This is a genomic window from Streptomyces sp. NPDC051664 (assembly GCF_044453545.1).
Classification (GTDB): Bacteria; Actinomycetota; Actinomycetes; order Streptomycetales; family Streptomycetaceae; genus Streptomyces.
Genome location: NZ_JBITCU010000003.1, coordinates 393,465 through 408,434, shown reverse-complemented (window position 1 = coordinate 408,434; position 14,970 = coordinate 393,465). Strand labels below are relative to the sequence as shown.

16 protein-coding genes are annotated in these 14,970 nt (G+C 67.9%); 9 read left to right on the top strand and 7 right to left on the bottom strand.

Going from position 1 to position 14,970, the window contains the following annotated elements:
* The first annotated feature begins 5 nt into the window (after positions 1-5).
* The 3 genes from ACIA8E_RS08155 (at position 6) to ACIA8E_RS08145 (ending at position 3,176) form a co-directional block, all read left to right on the top strand.
* Positions 6-1,712, top strand: a complete 1,707-nt coding sequence (locus ACIA8E_RS08155) for an alkaline phosphatase D family protein (protein ID WP_399295733.1) — start codon at positions 6-8, stop codon at positions 1,710-1,712.
* Positions 1,713-1,825: 113 nt separating this feature from the next.
* Positions 1,826-2,284 (top strand): DoxX family protein, encoded by a 459-nt coding sequence (locus ACIA8E_RS08150; protein WP_399295731.1) that lies wholly within the window; start codon positions 1,826-1,828, stop codon positions 2,282-2,284.
* 211 nt (positions 2,285-2,495) lie between these two features.
* Entirely contained in the window at positions 2,496-3,176 is a 681-nt protein-coding gene (locus tag ACIA8E_RS08145; protein WP_267005369.1) for a DedA family protein, read from the top strand.
* Here the strand turns inward: ACIA8E_RS08145 and ACIA8E_RS08140 are convergent.
* The 3 genes from ACIA8E_RS08140 to ACIA8E_RS08130 all read right to left on the bottom strand — a co-directional run bounded on the left by ACIA8E_RS08140 (position 3,163) and on the right by ACIA8E_RS08130 (position 5,271).
* Entirely contained in the window at positions 3,163-3,390 is a 228-nt protein-coding gene (locus ACIA8E_RS08140; RefSeq protein ID WP_030970409.1) for a DUF2277 domain-containing protein, read from the bottom strand. The genes ACIA8E_RS08145 and ACIA8E_RS08140 overlap by 14 nt on opposite strands.
* A gap of 61 nt (positions 3,391-3,451) precedes the next feature.
* Entirely contained in the window at positions 3,452-4,801 is a 1,350-nt protein-coding gene (locus ACIA8E_RS08135) for a DUF1254 domain-containing protein (RefSeq protein WP_399295728.1), read from the bottom strand.
* A 29-nt stretch (positions 4,802-4,830) separates the two neighbouring features.
* Entirely contained in the window at positions 4,831-5,271 is a 441-nt protein-coding gene (locus ACIA8E_RS08130; protein WP_399295727.1) for a hypothetical protein, read from the bottom strand.
* A gap of 550 nt (positions 5,272-5,821) precedes the next feature.
* Between ACIA8E_RS08130 and ACIA8E_RS08125 the strand changes: the two genes are divergently transcribed.
* Positions 5,822-6,367, top strand: a complete 546-nt coding sequence (locus ACIA8E_RS08125; RefSeq protein WP_399295725.1) for a GNAT family N-acetyltransferase — start codon at positions 5,822-5,824, stop codon at positions 6,365-6,367.
* 304 nt (positions 6,368-6,671) lie between these two features.
* Here ACIA8E_RS08125 and ACIA8E_RS08120 read toward each other — a convergent pair whose 3' ends face one another.
* A complete protein-coding gene (locus ACIA8E_RS08120) occupies positions 6,672-7,391 on the bottom strand; it encodes a hypothetical protein (RefSeq protein ID WP_399295723.1) in 720 nt (239 codons plus the stop codon).
* 344 nt (positions 7,392-7,735) lie between these two features.
* Between ACIA8E_RS08120 and ACIA8E_RS08115 the strand changes: the two genes are divergently transcribed.
* Positions 7,736-8,578, top strand: a complete 843-nt coding sequence (locus tag ACIA8E_RS08115) for a YhjD/YihY/BrkB family envelope integrity protein (RefSeq protein WP_399295721.1) — start codon at positions 7,736-7,738, stop codon at positions 8,576-8,578.
* A 45-nt stretch (positions 8,579-8,623) separates the two neighbouring features.
* On the opposite strand, the gene ACIA8E_RS08110 is transcribed toward ACIA8E_RS08115, so the two are convergent.
* Complete coding sequence (locus ACIA8E_RS08110; protein WP_399295719.1) at positions 8,624-9,547, bottom strand: NADP-dependent oxidoreductase; 924 nt, start codon at positions 9,545-9,547, stop codon at positions 8,624-8,626.
* 129 nt (positions 9,548-9,676) lie between these two features.
* Positions 9,677-10,315, bottom strand: coding sequence for an HD domain-containing protein (locus tag ACIA8E_RS08105; protein ID WP_399295717.1), 639 nt, complete (start codon positions 10,313-10,315; stop codon positions 9,677-9,679).
* 149 nt (positions 10,316-10,464) lie between these two features.
* Here ACIA8E_RS08105 and ACIA8E_RS08100 point away from each other — a divergent pair, with 149 nt between their 5' ends.
* Complete coding sequence (locus ACIA8E_RS08100) at positions 10,465-11,430, top strand: GlxA family transcriptional regulator (RefSeq protein WP_399295715.1); 966 nt, start codon at positions 10,465-10,467, stop codon at positions 11,428-11,430.
* 141 nt (positions 11,431-11,571) lie between these two features.
* On the opposite strand, the gene ACIA8E_RS08095 is transcribed toward ACIA8E_RS08100, so the two are convergent.
* Positions 11,572-12,462 carry a LysR family transcriptional regulator gene (locus ACIA8E_RS08095; RefSeq protein WP_399295713.1) on the bottom strand — a complete coding sequence of 297 codons (891 nt, stop codon included), beginning with the start codon at positions 12,460-12,462 and terminating at the stop codon, positions 11,572-11,574.
* A gap of 132 nt (positions 12,463-12,594) precedes the next feature.
* On the opposite strand from ACIA8E_RS08095, the gene ACIA8E_RS08090 reads away from it, so the two are divergent.
* From ACIA8E_RS08090 to ACIA8E_RS08080, 3 genes are all read left to right on the top strand, one after another.
* The gene (locus tag ACIA8E_RS08090; RefSeq protein WP_399295711.1) at positions 12,595-13,056 is read left to right on the top strand and encodes a hypothetical protein; all 462 of its coding nucleotides are present in this window, start codon (positions 12,595-12,597) and stop codon (positions 13,054-13,056) included.
* A 38-nt stretch (positions 13,057-13,094) separates the two neighbouring features.
* Positions 13,095-13,517 (top strand): nuclear transport factor 2 family protein, encoded by a 423-nt coding sequence (locus ACIA8E_RS08085; protein WP_399295709.1) that lies wholly within the window; start codon positions 13,095-13,097, stop codon positions 13,515-13,517.
* Positions 13,518-13,896: 379 nt separating this feature from the next.
* Positions 13,897-14,955, top strand: a complete 1,059-nt coding sequence (locus ACIA8E_RS08080; protein ID WP_399295708.1) for a zinc-dependent alcohol dehydrogenase family protein — start codon at positions 13,897-13,899, stop codon at positions 14,953-14,955.
* Positions 14,956-14,970: the final 15 nt, after the last annotated feature.

Below are 14,970 nucleotides of genomic sequence, written 5' to 3'. Positions count from 1 at the left end.
ACCTCATGGCCGGACTGCGCCTGGGACCACTACTGCGGTACGTCGACTGGGAGACGGGTTCCACCGCGACCGTCTGGGTCGAGGCCGACCGGCCGACCACGGCCGAAGTCCGGTGCGCGGACGGCGCGTCGGGCTCCTCCCGGACGTTCGCGATCGCGGGTCACCACTACGCGCTGGTGGTGGTGACGGGCCTGACACCGGGCTCGACCACGGCGTACGAGGTGCTGCTCAGCGGACGTAGGGTCTGGCCGCTCGCGGACTCCGGCTTCCCCGCGAGCACGATCACCACACCCCCGATATCCCCCGCACCCTCCGCGGCGGACGAGAACACGGAGCCGACGCCCGTCCGGATCGCCTTCGGCTCCTGCCGCTGGGCCGCTCCCCCCATCGGCGAGCGGGACGCGGCCGGCCCCGACGCGCTCGACACCCTTGCCGCCCGGCTCGCCGCCGACCCCGGCGCCGCACGCCCTGACGTACTGCTCCTCCTCGGCGACCAGGTGTACGCGGACGAGACGTCGAAGGCGACCCGCAGCCGCCTCGCCGCGCGCCGGGACCTCGCAGAGCCGCCGGGCGCCGAGGTCGCGGACTACGAGGAGTACACCCACCTCTACGACGAGTCCTGGCGCGACCCCGAGGTGCGCTGGCTGCTCTCCACCGTCCCCAGCTGCATGATCTTCGACGACCACGATGTGGTGGACGACTGGAACACCAGCGCCGCGTGGCTCGCCTCCATCCGTTCGACCCCCTGGTGGCACGAGCGGATCGTCAGCGGACTGGCGTCTTACTGGGTCTATCAGCACCTCGGCAACCTCTCCCCCGCCGCCCTGGCCGCCGACCCGGTCTACGCGGCCGTACGCGCCGATCCGGACGGCACCGAGGTGCTGCGCCGTTTCGCCGCCGAGGCGGACGCCGACCCCACGCGCACCCGCTGGAGCTACCGCCGTGTTTTCGGCCGAGTACGGCTGTTGATGGTGGACACCCGAGCGGCCCGCGTACTCGACGAGGGGCGCCGGTCGATGCTCGACGAGAAGGAGGCGAACTGGGTGCGCGAGGAGGCCCTCGCCGACGCCGGTTCGTACGACCATCTCCTCATCGGCACCTCGCTGCCGTGGCTGCTTCCCCCGCTCATCCATGACGCGGAGGAGTGGAACGCCGCACTGTGCCGGGGCGAGCGGGGCGGGCCCGACGGGCGATGGGCCAGGTTCGGCGAGGATCTGCGGCGCCGCTCCGACCTGGAGCATTGGGCGGCTTTCCCCGACTCCTTCCGCGGGCTGACGGAGCTGATCAGGGAGGCGGGAAGCGGTCCGGACGCCCCGGCGACGGTTTGTGTGCTGTCAGGCGATGTGCACCATGCGTACATCGCGGAGCCCACATGGCCGGCCGACGCGCCGGACGCCGACCCCGGGGCGCGCATCCTGCAGCTGACCTGCTCTCCCGTGCACAACTCGGTCCCTGGCCTGCTCAAGGCGGGGTTCCGTTTCGGCTGGAGCCGGGCAGGGCGACGGCTCGGCCGGCTGCTGGCGCGGCACGGCCGGACGGGCCCGGCACCGATCCGGTGGCGGAAGACCGGCGGCCCGTGGTTCGGAAATCAGCTGATGACGCTGACGCTACATGGCCGGAATGCTGCGCTGACATTGGTTCAGGCCAGAGAGAAGGCCACAGGCGCGCAGCTGGAGACGGTGCTGCAGCAGACACTGACCGCCGGCGAATAGGCAACTTTCAGCCAGTCGGCAAAATGTTGAACTTGCAAGCACTAGTGAGGTCACCCTAACCTGAGGCGCTCAATCGGTTCTCGTCCCCCACCGACCGAAGGAGCCCTCCCCCCATGTACACACGCCTGAACCGCGCACAGCCCTACGCTCTCGCCCTGTTCCGGATCGTCGTCGGCCTGCTCTTCGCCTGCCACGGCGCCGCCTCGCTCTTCGGCGTCCTCGGCGGCGCCATGGGCGGCGGCTCCATACCCACCGGCACCTGGCCGGGCTGGTACGCGGCGCTCATCCAGCTCGTCGGCGGCATCCTGATCGTCCTGGGCCTCGGCACCCGTATCGCCGCCTTCGTCGCCTCCGGCTCCATGGCGTACGCGTACTTCAAGGTCCACCAGCCCGAGGCGCTCTTCCCGCTGCAGAACGGCGGCGAGCCGTCCGCGGTCTTCTGCTGGGTGTTCCTGCTCCTGGTCTTCACCGGCCCCGGCTCCCTGGCCCTGGACCGGCTGTTCGCACGGCGGAGTGACGCAGAGCCCAGCGAGGACCGCACCCGCGAGCAGGCGCCGGCGGTCGCGGCCTGAGCCTCAGCGTGACCCGTGTTGCCGCGCCTGCCCCACCGGCCCTCGATGCCTGTGAGGCAGGCGTGTCACATGTGACACGTGAGGTGCACAACATCCCCCGCGCGTGATGATGTACAGGTAAACGGCAGGCGTACGCTGTACAGCTGACCCTGCCGCCCCTGCCGCTCCCCTGCGACGTCGCGGCGTTGGAACGAACGGGGAGTACGCGAAGGTGCTCGAGAGTATGGGTGCGCTGACCGGCAGCCCATGGATCTATGCGGTGGTCGCCCTCTCGGTGCTCCTGGACGTGTTCCTGCCCGTGCTGCCCAGCGGGGTCCTGGTGATCACGGCGGCCACAGCGGCCGCCGCCGGCACGACCTCGGTCGCAGGCGCGGCCGGCTCCGCCGGAGAGGTCCCCCAGGTTCCGTCGCTCCTCGCGCTGATCCTGAGCGCGGCCACCGCCTCGGTGCTCGGCGACCTCGTCGCGTACCGCCTGGCCTGGCGCGGCGGCGACCGGCTGGACCGCGCCATCGCCCGCTCCCGCCGCCTCACCACCGCGCAGGAACGTCTCGGCGCGGCCCTGAGCCGCGGCGGCGGAATCCTCGTCGTCATCGCCCGCTTCGCCCCCGCGGGCCGCTCGGTCGTCTCGCTGGGCGCGGGCGCGGCGCACCGCAAGGTGAAGGAGTTCCTGCCCTGGTCCGCCCTGGCCGGGGTGGCCTGGGCGGGCTACAGCGTGGGCCTCGGCTACTTCGGCGGCCAGTGGCTCGGCACGACATGGCTGGGCACGGCGGTCTCGGTGCTGGCCCTGTTCGTGGCCGGCGCGCTGGCCGCGTACCTGATGCGCCGCCCCGCAGCGGCAGCAGCCACCCCCGCGACGGCTACCGCAGCGGCTTCGGCACCTAAGACGTCCTGACGGGCGCCCCCCGCACCTCAAGACCGTCCAGCAGTCGGGCGGTCGCTTCGGCGATCTCGTCGACGGCCCGGTCGAACACCTCCTGATTGTGCGCGGCCGGAGCGCGGAAGCCGGACACCTTGCGTACGAACTGCAGGGCGGCGGCCCGGATGTCCTCCTCGGTGGCCTCTTCGGGGATGACGGGCGGGCGAAGGGTCTTGATGCTGCGGCACATGCCTCCAGTGTGTACCGACCCACTGACATCGCCCCGGCAAGCGGGCACCCCCGGACCAGCCTCAGCTCCGCTCGACCGCAGGGATCTCGTAAGTGCCGTCGAGCACCGCGCGCCCCGGCGTGCAGAGCCTGAGCACGGGCCGGAAGTCCCCGTCGGGCGCGGGCAGCCAGTTCGCCGCCGCCGCGGGGTCCGCAGGGCGTTCCTTCCCCAGGTGAATGGTCAGCGAGCCGTCGTCCGCACGCACCAGCCCGGGCGTACGGTCACCGATCGCATACCGGCGCGCCGCGTTCTCGACGAGGCGGCCGTCCGGGTCGTCGTACATGGTCACGGACCAGAACGCCCCGACCGGCGGCGGCTGGCCGAAGCGCAGCACGTAGGAGTGGGCACCGTTCAGCCGATGGCCGTCGGCGTCGCGGGAGGTGTGTGCGAACACGGCCTCGTACCCATGGGCCCCCCACGGCGCGATGCGTGCCGCCACCGCCCTGACCAGGTAGGACGCCTCCCGGTCGGCCATCTTCCACTCCGGAGAGTCGATCGTCCCCACCCCGAAACGGTCGAGGTTGTAGTCGAAGAGGTGCGGATCCATCACCCAGCGCCCACCCTCCGCGGCACCCGGCCGCCCGGCCTCCGCCACGCGCGCCCTGCCGCGCTCCATCCCCTCGACGAGTGCGCGTACGAGGGCGGGATCGGCGGAGACGTACGGCGAAGGCCCCTCCTCCAGCAGCCCCAGCGGCTGGAACCGGTCCTGGTACGCACAGTCGGCGGCAGCCGGCGGGAAATCGGCCATCCACACCCTGAGCTGCTCGAAGAAGCGCAGCTGCTCCGGTACGTCGGTGTCGGGCGCGGGCAGACCAGTGCGGTGCGTCCCGGGTTCGAGGTGCGTGAGCGTGAGCTGTTTCTGCAGCGCCCGGACCCGCTCCACGTCGTCGGGGCCGTCACAGGCGATGCGGCCGACGACGGAGACCACGGAGGTCGGCGCGTCGATCACCCCACGCACCCCACCGGGCTCACTGCCTGCCCAGCCCGGCGGCACGACGAGCCAGTCGCCCTCATCCGTACCGGTGGCGCGGCGGCCGACGTACGCGAAGTTGTTGGTCCAGGTGTCCACGAACTGCAGCACGTAGTACGCACCGCCGGTGTCGGGGACATGCAACCGGATCGGCCCGCCGGAAAGGTCGAGCTGGGCGACCGAGCAGAGCATGTCGTCGCCGACGGATGGGCAGTGGGTGCCGGGGTCCGCCGATCGGCCCGAGTGTGCGAAATGATTGAACGGGATGGGCGCCGGCGGACCGACACCCACCTGCATGAAGTCCTCGGCCGTCGAGAGGTCGAAGACCAGCGGACACCCGTAGACATACGCCTCGGCGGCAAGAGCGACGAGCTCTTCCGACGGATCGGATGCAGCAGCCATGAATGCACGTCCTCCGTCACGACCAGCACTCAGACGAGCACCTTGGAACGGTCCGTGCACAGGGCCCAGATGACGAACGTGTCGATGGCGATGGAGATGATCGCCCAGATCGGCACGTACGGCAGCCACATGAAGTTGGCGATCATGTTGAGCGCCGCGATCACGATACCCAGCACCCGGGCCCACCCGGCGCCTTTGAGAATGCCCAGACCGATCACGACAAGAATCACGCCGAGAACGAGGTGGATCCACCCCCAGCCCGTCACGTCGAACTTGAACGTGTAGTTCCTGATGCGTGCGTAGACATCGTCGGACGCGATACCTGCAATGCCCTTGATCACCCCCAGGACGCCGTCCACCATCAGCAGAACACCGGCGAACATGACCCCACCGGCCGCCCAGGGACTGCTGCCGTCCCCCGGACCGGAAGAACGGGCGGACGTGCCGGGCGTGGGTGCTGTCTGTGCCATGGAAACTCCTGAGCCGGAACGGGATGAAGCCGGACAGAACTGACCTTGCGCGGCACGTTCCCGTGCGACCACCTGTACGCATCCATTCGGGTGACGGCATCGCGGCCCCGACTGCCGGCACGGATCCCCCGTACGAGTGGGAAGGGCGGGTCAGCACACCGAACCACCGGCCGCCGTACCACGCTGACCACGAATCGACGCAGGAGGACGCCGTGGTGCACCAGTCACCGAACTGCCCCCACTGCCTGGATCACCGGGCACTCTGGCGCGACACCAGTCGCACGACACCGGCCGCCCCGCACCTGTGGCACTGGTACTGCTGCGGATGCGCTCGGACCTGGGCCCCCAGCCCCGGCGAGAAGGCGAGACACCACCATGGGGCACCAGGAAGATCACGCCATCACGTGTAGCTCCGCCCCCGGCGTCCTGGCACCGAAAGCGTCACGACGCATACGACGGCCACGGAGACCGCATCAGCCGAAGTCGGCGGGCGCACCCTGCGATGCTGACCGCGGCAAGGATGTCGGACCCCTCTGGCATCCTCCTACTCATGCCGCACGACAGCGCCCTCGACCTGGTACAGATAACGGACCCGCGCGATGTCGCCCCTGAACTCCGGCGGGAGTTGATCGACTGCTGGATCACGGTCACCAACACCGGCGGCGCCGCGGGTTTCCCGTTCCCGCCTGTCGGCGAGGACGACGTCACCCCTGCCGCGGACCAGCTCCTCAGCCGTCTCGACCCACACCGGAGCAGACTTCTTGTCGCCCGGGCCGAAGGCCTCCTCGCCGGATGGGTCATCCTCAACCGCGACCCTTACCGGCTCGTCGGACACTGGGGCACGGTCCACCATCTGCAGACCCGCCCCGCCTTCCGCGGACGCGGCATCGGATCCGCCCTCGTCCACGAGCTCCGGAGGATCGCCCGCGATGAGCTGGGCCTCGAGCAGCTGCACCTCGCTGCCCGGGGAGGCGAGGGGCTGGAGGACTTCTACGGACGGCTCGGATGGCGTGAGACCGGTCGCTGGCCCACAGCCCTCCGACTCGCACCCGACGACACCCGTGACGAGGTCCTGATGATCCTTGCTCCGCTCTGACTCTCAGTGACGTCGGGACAGCTGCCATGCCCGACGTCACCATGGACGTCGTCCGGGGCACTCGGCCCGAGGCCGTGAACCACCCGGACCGCATGCTCGGACCCGGCCGTGCATGGCCGCCGCCACTGCTGTCGAAACGGGATGTACGCCGGGATGGAGCAGCCCCCGCCCTGGACCCCCAGCAGGCGGGGGACCCGCCGGGACAAGCACCGCAGAAGGTGAGCGATTGTCGACGGGCCGGCGGCCGCTCATGAGGCTCGCGCCGAGTCGCCCGCAGCCGTGACGGCTTCAGTCGGGTCTTCCGTCAGCTGAAGTGGACGCTGCTGAGGTCGATCGAGACCATGACCTCGTCGAGGACGGGCCGGCCGTCGGTGTCGCGGCGGTAGGCCCGGCGTCTGGTGGGCAGCACGATGCCGTCCGCTTCCACGTTGTCGTACACGTACTGCGCGGCGGCGAACCCACCGGCGACGTCGACGTGGTAGTCGTGCCGGCGCAGGAGGTGGTCGGAGCCGAAGTAGAAGTCCTGATGGGTGCTGTGACTGGCGATCTCGGACGGGAAGGTTGCGCGCAGTCCTCGCCAGGCTTCGCCTTCCTCCCGCCACGCTTCGATCTCGGTGACCGTGAATCCGGGCATGGACAGCAGGAATGGCGTGGTGAGGTAGGTCCACAGTGCATAGCCGTTGAAGTAGGCGCGGTCCAGCGGGTCCCAGGGGGTCTCCAGGACGTGGCCTGTGAAGGACGTCCGCGGGTCCTTCCGTTCGGCCACCACTCGCCCGTCGAGCTTGTCGATGGCCACTCGCCCGGGCGAGAAGTCGGTCTTCTGGTCAGGGGCACCGAAAGGCTTGACCGAGGCGTGCTCCTCGTGGAGTCGGACGGTCATCTCGCGCGGCTCGGGATCCTGCGGCAGGCCCTTGACTTCGAACAGGTGGCCACCGCTGACGATGGCGGCTTGCGCCTGCGTCAGTTCCTGCCAGCGTGTGATCCCACCGTGGGCTTCGATCGCCCGGGTCAGCAGCTCGTTCATGTCAGCCTCCTCCAGTGCATTCTGGTGGGCTGTCCCGAAAGCGTGCCAGTGGATCTCTCGCTGGGCTCAGCGTCGGGCGACGCCTTCGAGCCGGGCGGCGACCTCGGCGACGGCAGAGCCACCCGCGGGCTCAGGGGCGAGGGAAGGAAGGCGACGGCATGCTGCTTCTCGTGTCGCCGTTCATCGGTCAGGCGACCGACCGTTAGGCTCGCGTCGCCACAAAGGTCCCGATCTTCACGGAGGGCAGGACGACGGGGATCAATCGAGAGCGCATCGTCAGAACGCTGACGTTCTGGCTGCGGCCGGCCTTCGCTTTGCGGGTCATCAACCGGTTTCAGAAGATCGTGGGTTTCGACCGCTCGATGGCCCTGGCGTCCAGCGCCCTGACGGCATTGGTCCCGCTCTCCATCCTCCTCGGCGCTGTCTTGGGCAACTTTGTGCACTTCGACGCCGCAGAGCGGATCATCAGGCGTTACAACCTCACCGGATCGGGCGCCACGGCAGTCAGCTCGCTGTTCTCTCCTGCCGAGGCGACCAACGCAAGCGTGGGCATCTTCGGGGTCGTGTTTCTGACGATCTCGGTGCTGAGTTTCGCGCGAGCCGCACAGCGGCTCTTCGAACAGGCATGGGAACTCAAGCCCCTCAGCGTGCGCAACACGCGCAACGGTTTGTGGTGGATCCTCACTCTCGGTGGCTACGTAGTGGTCACCACGTTGCTCTCCACGCTCCGTGACAAGGGCGCACTGGGTCTGGCCGCCTCGGTGTGTGGGGTACTGGTGACCGCTGCATTCCTCGTCTGGACCGGCCGGATCCTGTCGGCGAAGCGGATCAGCTGGCCGGACCTGCTTCCCTTCGGCATCACCGGCGCCGTCCTGACGGCGGCCTATTCAGTGGGCGCAACCATCTACATGCCGCATCTCTTCAACTCCTCCGCAGCACGCTACGGCGTGGTCGGTGCCGTCTTCGCGATGATCTCCGCCCTCTTCGCAGCCATGCTCGTCCTGGTTGCATCGGCGGCACTGGGACGAGAAGTACGGGACGAGCTCAACCGGATCCGTCAGGGCCACCGACCCTCCGACCATGAGGTCCGCCGGCAGTGGGACAGCGTGGTCGAGCAGACTCGGTCACGGTGGCGCACGGCACGGGAACAGGTCTCTCATCATCGGATCAAGGGCTCGAACCATTGATGGGCACGGCCGGCCGTCGCCCGACACTCGAAGGGCCGCTCGCATTCAGTTCCCCGCGATCTGAATGATCGTTTTGCCGCGTGTGCGGCGGCCGCTGCGGGCGAACGCTGCGGGCGCTTCGGACAGTGGCCGCACATCCCCGACGACCAGTTCGAGTCGTCCGTCCCGGACACGCTGGATGAGGTCCGCGAGGCGGCCCCGGTCGGTTTCGACGACGAAGAAGACCGCCCGACCGTTCTCGGGCCGGATTCTGGGCGGCATGGCGATGGTGACGAGGGTGCCCCCGACGCGCACCAGGGCGGTCGAGCGTTCGAGAATGTCGCCGCCGAGCACATCGAATACGAGGTCGACCTCGCCGATGTCTTCGAGCCGGTCGTTCTGCAGGTCCACGAAGGTGTCCGCGCCGAGACCGAGTGCTGTGTCCCTGCCGGCAGCCCGTCCGGTACCGATCACTCGGGCGCCCGCCTCGCGCGCGAGCTGCACGGCGATCGACCCGACACCGCCGGCGGCACCGTGGATGAGGACGGTCTGGCCTGTCGTGAGGCGACCGTGGTCGAACAGGCCCTGCCATGCGGTCAGCCCGGAGATCGGCAGGGCGGCGGCCACCGTGTGACCGACGTCCGCCGGTAGCGGAGCGAGATTGCGGGCCTCTACCGCGGCGTACTCGGCCAGTGATCCGTTTCGGGTCCAGTCGGCCAGTCCGAACACCCGTTGGCCGACGGTCAGGCCCGTGGTTCCGTAGCCCAGTTCGGCTACAACGCCGGAGAGTTCGTGCCCCGGCACGCTCGGCGTCCGGTCGCGGCCGGCGCGGTCGGACCAGGTTCCCGGCCAGTCGAGCTCCCCAGGGGTGAACCCCGCGGCATGCACCCGCACGATGACATCGTTCTCAGCGGCGTGGGGGTAGGGCATGTCCGTGAGGGAGAGCCCACCGACACCCGCGTCACGGTCTCGAACGGTGATGGCTTGCATGATGGGTCCTTTCCGGAAGAAATTACGTTGGCGGAGACGAGCACGGTGAAGGCGACGCCTCGTCCGGGACGACGGCCGGGGCGCGTACGACTTGCATGTTTCATCACGTTGTCCTTCATGGCCCTCTGATCAGCTCGGCCAGGGCGCGCCGACGATGCGCTCGACCGTGGTTGTGCGACGGAACCCGGGAACAAAGTGCTCCAGCACGTCCGCATTCACGGTTCCGTTCGTGGTCTCCGGGCGGTGCTTGAGTCCGTCGACGAAGGCCTGCAGGAACTCGTTCTTGAAGTCGCCCCGCGGATGGACGGCGGTGATCTCTTCCACCTGGTCGCGATCCAGCTCGTCCAGACCCAAGCCGAGCACGTCGGTCAGAACGCCGAAATTCGTGATGGCGATCTCCGGGCCCATCCGGCCGGGAATTCCCGGCGTCGTATGCAGCGAGATAGCCGTCCAGACCACGTCGGCGGCGGCGGCCGGGAAACCTCGGTCGAGCATGAACTTGCGTGCATGGTCAGCACCATCGACCTCGAAGCGCTGCTCCACATCGGAAAAGGGCGTCAAGAGGCCGGTGTCGTGGAACATGGCGGACAGGTAGAGCAGCTCCGGATCGGGCTGCAGGCCGAGCCTGCGAGCATGAATGACGCCGAAGACGAAAACGCGCCGGGAGTGATGGTAGATGAGGGGTCTGGTCATCTTCTGAATGAGACGGGTGGCTTCGGCGACCGCCTCTGTTTCAGGAATCTCTACCCCTGCGATGATCTCAGTCATGACCTCTGCGCTTCCCGGTATCAATGTGTTAGGAATGAACGGTGCGTCCGTCTTCCACACTGCCGACCACCGGGCCCTCGGCGCCACCTCGGTCCCGCCATGAGTCACCCGAATCCGGACAGGCGGGGAACGGGGGTGTGGGCTCTGGCATGCATCGGGTCGTGATCCTCGTCTATGACGGGGTCACACTGCTGGACGTCGCCGGCCCCGCGGAGGTCTTCGCGGAAGCGAACCGGTTCGGTGCCGACTACCAGATCGTGCTGGCGTCACCGACCGGCACCGACGTCACCTCGTCCATCGGGATCCGGATCGCGGTCGACGCCGCCGCCTCGCAGTCTGTGCCCGACACCTTCCTGGTGGCCGGCGCAGCCCTCTACCCGCGCAGTCCTGTCGCCCGTGACCTGGTCGAGGCCACGCGGACCCTGGCGCTCCGAGCCGGCCGGGTCGCGTCCATCTGCACCGGAGCATTCGTCCTCGGCGCCGCCGGTCTCCTGGACGGCAAGCGTGCGACCACGCACTGGAAGGTCACACAAGAACTCGCTGCCCGGTGCCGGACCAGCCGCGTCGAACCTGATGCGATATACGTTCGTGACGGCACCACGTACACCTCGGCGGGCGTGACCGCCGGCATCGACCTGGCGCTGGCACTCGTCGAGGAGGATCACGGCCCTGATCTGACCCGCGATGTCGCCCGCGCCCTGGTGGTCTATTTGCAGCGTTCAGGCGGCCAGTCACAATTCTCCGCCCCACTGCAAGGACCGCCACCCCGATCTCCGGTCATCCGTAGGATCACCGACTTGGTGACGGCTGATCCCGCGGGAAATCACTCACTCGGCGAGCTCGCCAAGCACGTAAATGTGAGCTCTCGGCATCTCACGCGGCTCTTTCACGACGAACTGTCCACCACGCCGGCCCGGTACGTGGAGATGATCCGGTTCGACATGGCAAAAGCTCTGCTCGACCAAGGGCACACCGCAACGCAGGCGGCGTCCCTTGTCGGATTCCCGAGTTACGAGAGCATGCGGAGAGTTTTCGTGAGGAAAATGTCGATCAGCCCCGCCGCCTATCAGCGCCGCTTCAGCACAGCGCACCGCGCCAACACGGGGTCGCAGTAAGGCGAAGTCATCGCTCCACGGACACCGAGGCGTCAGGGCCCTGCCTCGTGGCCTGCCATCAGGTCCCGGCCACACCATGCCTCGACACACCGTCAGACGTCCACCCAACCGACAACGTGACAACGCCCTCCGAGGCGATACTCACCCTTGCCGGAGGAGCTCGTGCGCCATCGCGATCATGGCACGTGCCCCAGCACCGGGCGTGCGCTCGGACGGAGCGGCCAGGGAAAACTGCCATTCCAGGTCGGCGCCGTCGACGGTCAGCGTGGCGACGTCCTGTCCCTTGCCGAGGGCGACCCGTGGCAGCAGCGCCACGCCCAGGCCGTTTCGGACGTAGGCCACGCCGGTGGTGAGGTCGGTGATCTCGATGGCGACGCGATGGGGGACGGAGGCAGCTGCGAAGGCCCGGTCGGCAACGGTCCGGTTGCTGTAGCCCGCGGGGAAGTCGACGAAGTCCAGGCCGGCCAGTTCGGTGATCGACACGGTGCGGCGTTTCGCGAGCGGATGGGCGGCCGGCACGACGAGGTCGAGCACCGAGGAAGCGAGGGCGGTCAGCGTGATGCCTGTCGGGCCCGGTCCGGGCCCCGAAACGAAGGCGAGGTCGAGCCGCCGTTCGAGGAGGGCTTCGACCAGGCCCTGGGAGCCGGAGGGGGCGGCGCTGGTCTGCAGGAACACGCCGGGATGACGCCGGTGGAATTCACCGAGGAACACGGGAAGGTCGATGACCCCAACCGTGGCTATCGCGCCCAGCCGCAGTGTGCCGCGCAGTCCGCCGCGGACCTCGCCCACCGCGTCTGCGGCCTCCCGGGCGGCGTCGAGAGCAGCATGGGCGCGCGGTAGCAGGGCAGCACCGGCATCGGTGAGCAGCACACCTTTGGGGGTGCGTTCCAGCAGCGGAGTGCGGAGTTCTCGCTCGAGGTTCTTGATCGTGGTGGAGACCGCGGACTGGACGACGTGCAGCCGTGCAGCGGCACGGGTGAAGTTCGCTTCCTCGGCGACGGCGACGAAATACTCGAGCTGGCGCAGTTCCACCCTCCGAGTATCCCTCAGCGAGCCCCCGAGGTATCTCTCGGAGAGATGGCGGCAGTCTCCGACTTTCGTTGGACAGCGCCTGTTGCGTCCAGCGATTCTGTTGGAAGTTCAACCGGCACAGGAGGCTGCAAGATGACCTACAAGACGCCACCGACATATCTGGGCAGCGGCGACCCCGCGCGGCAGCGAAATGACTACTCCCCCCCTTGGCTGGACAATCTGGCCGACGACGTGACGCTGGAGGCCGGGGTCTTCAACGGGACCATCCACGGAGCCAAGGACGTTTTCGCGATTCTGTCCTACGCACGCACTCTGTACGAATTCCAGGACTTCATCTACATCGGTGAGTACGGAGAGAACGGCTTCGTCGAGGACTACGCAGCGACGGTGGACGGTAGGCCGATCGCCAACATCGCTGTCGTCTACAAGAACGAAGAGGGGAAGACGCAACATCTTGTGATGAACCACCGTCCGCTGCCGATGCTCCAGTACTTCTCCCGGAAGCTGGGCGAGCACTTCGCCGGGACAGAGTACGCGAAGTACTGTGCCGACCCGTCGGCGGGTACCGACCCGTCGGATGCCGACCGCGGCTGAACGCCTCCAACTCATTTCTGCTGCGATCCGGAGGAAACGTGTCGCACAATCAGGAAATCGTGGACGCTTGCTGGCGCGCATATTCCGGATTCGAGGAGAATGATTCCTCGGACCTGGTGGCCCTGATGTCGCCCGAGGTGATTTTCGACTTCCCCACCTCCCTGCCATACGGCGGGACATTCCATGGGCCTGAAGGCTTTCTCGCCTTCTACCGGGATATCTACGATCACTACGACGAGACCTTCAACTACGACGCACACACAGTGCTCGATGCCGGGTCGCACGTGGTCGTTCCCGTCAGGGCCAGGGCGAAGGCGAAGACCGGCCGCACCATGGAGAACGAACACTGTCTGCTGTTCACCGTGAACGACGGGCTGATCGTCGAGGCCCGACTGTACGCGGACACAGCCAAGGGGCATGACTCGATCGACGACCTCCAGGTGTCCCCGGCGGCCTCCTGAGCCCAGAACCGGCGCAGCGGGAAATTCGCACCATGCGGGCATTGTCCGCCGCCGAGAATCTTTCCGGGGCCGGGCGTAGCGTGAAATGGCGGATTCAAAATCTGAACCAGAGTGGTGCGCTGCGGTGACCTGTCCTGATCACGGACCTCAGCAGGCCGCGCGAACCCAGCACGCTTACCTGATCATACTGAGCGAGTCGGCAAAGGCCCGGAGGGGGCCCGACGCCGACGACACTCTGCGCACGGGCCGGTTCCATCGAGAAGGAAGGGTCCGGAGCCTGGGCGCCGACGAGGATGCCGGCACCAGCATCGTTTTTGTCCAGAACGCCCGCCGAGTTCGTCGGGCGCTGAGAGGCGAAAGGTCACTCATGCCTCAATCAATGCGCGCGCTCGTAGCCGGAAAGGTCGGCGAGCCTACCGATATCCTGCGGCTGGAATCCTGTCCTGTTCCCACGCCAGAAGCCGGTCAGGCGTTGATCCGCGTGAAGGCTACTCCGGTTCACGCCAGCGATCTGCACGTACTGCGTGGCCGCTACGGTTTCTCCCCCGAGTTTCCCACCGTCGGTGGTCACATGGAATGCGTGGGCCGTATTGAGGACCTGGGCCCGGATACCGAGGGGCTAAAAATCGGCGAGCGTGTGGTGGTCGCTGTCGTACCGGCGGTCCCCGGGCCCCATGTGGCCGGCACTTGGCAGGAATACCTTGTCGCCGATACACGAAGGCTCCTGCCGGTTCCCGACCATCTGAGCGACTCCGACGCCTGTCAACTCGCCGTCAACCCGTTGACCGCGCTCCTTCTCGTGACTCGCGAACTCGACGTACAGCCGGGTGAATGGTTGTTGCAGACGGCCGCGGGCTCCACCGTCGGCCGGCTCGTCATTCAGCTGGCCAGGCATCTGGGTATTCGCACGATCAATGTCGTGCGGCGGCGCGACGCCGTTGAGGAGATCAAAGCGCTTGGTGGTGACGAGGTCATTTGCACTGAGGACGAGGACCTGTTGCAGCGTGTGGCTGAGATCGCAGGACCGACCGGCGTGCACAAGGCCATCGACTGTGTCGCCGGCCACGTGGGTGCCCAGGTATCCCAGGCATTGGCTCCGGGAGGAGAGCTCGTGGTCTACGGCGCGCTCTCCACCCATCGGCAGACTGACCCGGCAGCGCTGACGATCCCGCTGCAGGCACGCTCGGTCATCTACGAGACCAAAGCAGTCCGTGGCTTCTGGCTGAACCGCTGGTTCGGCACTGCCTCACCTGAGGACGCCTTGCGCGCGCTGTCCGAGGTTCGCGGTCTCGTCGCCGATGGAGTGCTGAGCATCCCCCAGGGCCGGCCGTTCCCACTCGAACGCTTCACTGAAGCCATCGCGCTCGCCGAAACACCCGCACGTGGCGCCAAGCCATTCTTCGTCTTCGAAGACGGCCGGGACAACGACGACAGGTAGGACGCGGCCCTGCCG

Bases quoted from the DNA above. Each gene is read 5' to 3' on its own strand.
- ACIA8E_RS08155 (WP_399295733.1), top strand. From the start codon at position 6: ATGGCCGGACTGCGCCTGGGACCACTACTGCGGTACGTCGACTGGGAG.
- ACIA8E_RS08150 (WP_399295731.1), top strand. From the start codon at position 1,826: ATGTACACACGCCTGAACCGCGCACAGCCCTACGCTCTCGCCCTGTTC.
- ACIA8E_RS08140 (WP_030970409.1), bottom strand. From the start codon at position 3,390: ATGTGCCGCAGCATCAAGACCCTTCGCCCGCCCGTCATCCCCGAAGAG.
- ACIA8E_RS08135 (WP_399295728.1), bottom strand. From the start codon at position 4,801: ATGGCTGCTGCATCCGATCCGTCGGAAGAGCTCGTCGCTCTTGCCGCC.
- ACIA8E_RS08130 (WP_399295727.1), bottom strand. From the start codon at position 5,271: ATGGCACAGACAGCACCCACGCCCGGCACGTCCGCCCGTTCTTCCGGT.
- ACIA8E_RS08125 (WP_399295725.1), top strand. From the start codon at position 5,822: ATGCCGCACGACAGCGCCCTCGACCTGGTACAGATAACGGACCCGCGC.
- ACIA8E_RS08120 (WP_399295723.1), bottom strand. From the start codon at position 7,391: ATGAACGAGCTGCTGACCCGGGCGATCGAAGCCCACGGTGGGATCACA.
- ACIA8E_RS08110 (WP_399295719.1), bottom strand. From the start codon at position 9,547: ATGCAAGCCATCACCGTTCGAGACCGTGACGCGGGTGTCGGTGGGCTC.
- ACIA8E_RS08105 (WP_399295717.1), bottom strand. From the start codon at position 10,315: ATGACTGAGATCATCGCAGGGGTAGAGATTCCTGAAACAGAGGCGGTC.
- ACIA8E_RS08100 (WP_399295715.1), top strand. From the start codon at position 10,465: ATGCATCGGGTCGTGATCCTCGTCTATGACGGGGTCACACTGCTGGAC.
- ACIA8E_RS08090 (WP_399295711.1), top strand. From the start codon at position 12,595: ATGACCTACAAGACGCCACCGACATATCTGGGCAGCGGCGACCCCGCG.
- ACIA8E_RS08080 (WP_399295708.1), top strand. From the start codon at position 13,897: ATGCGCGCGCTCGTAGCCGGAAAGGTCGGCGAGCCTACCGATATCCTG.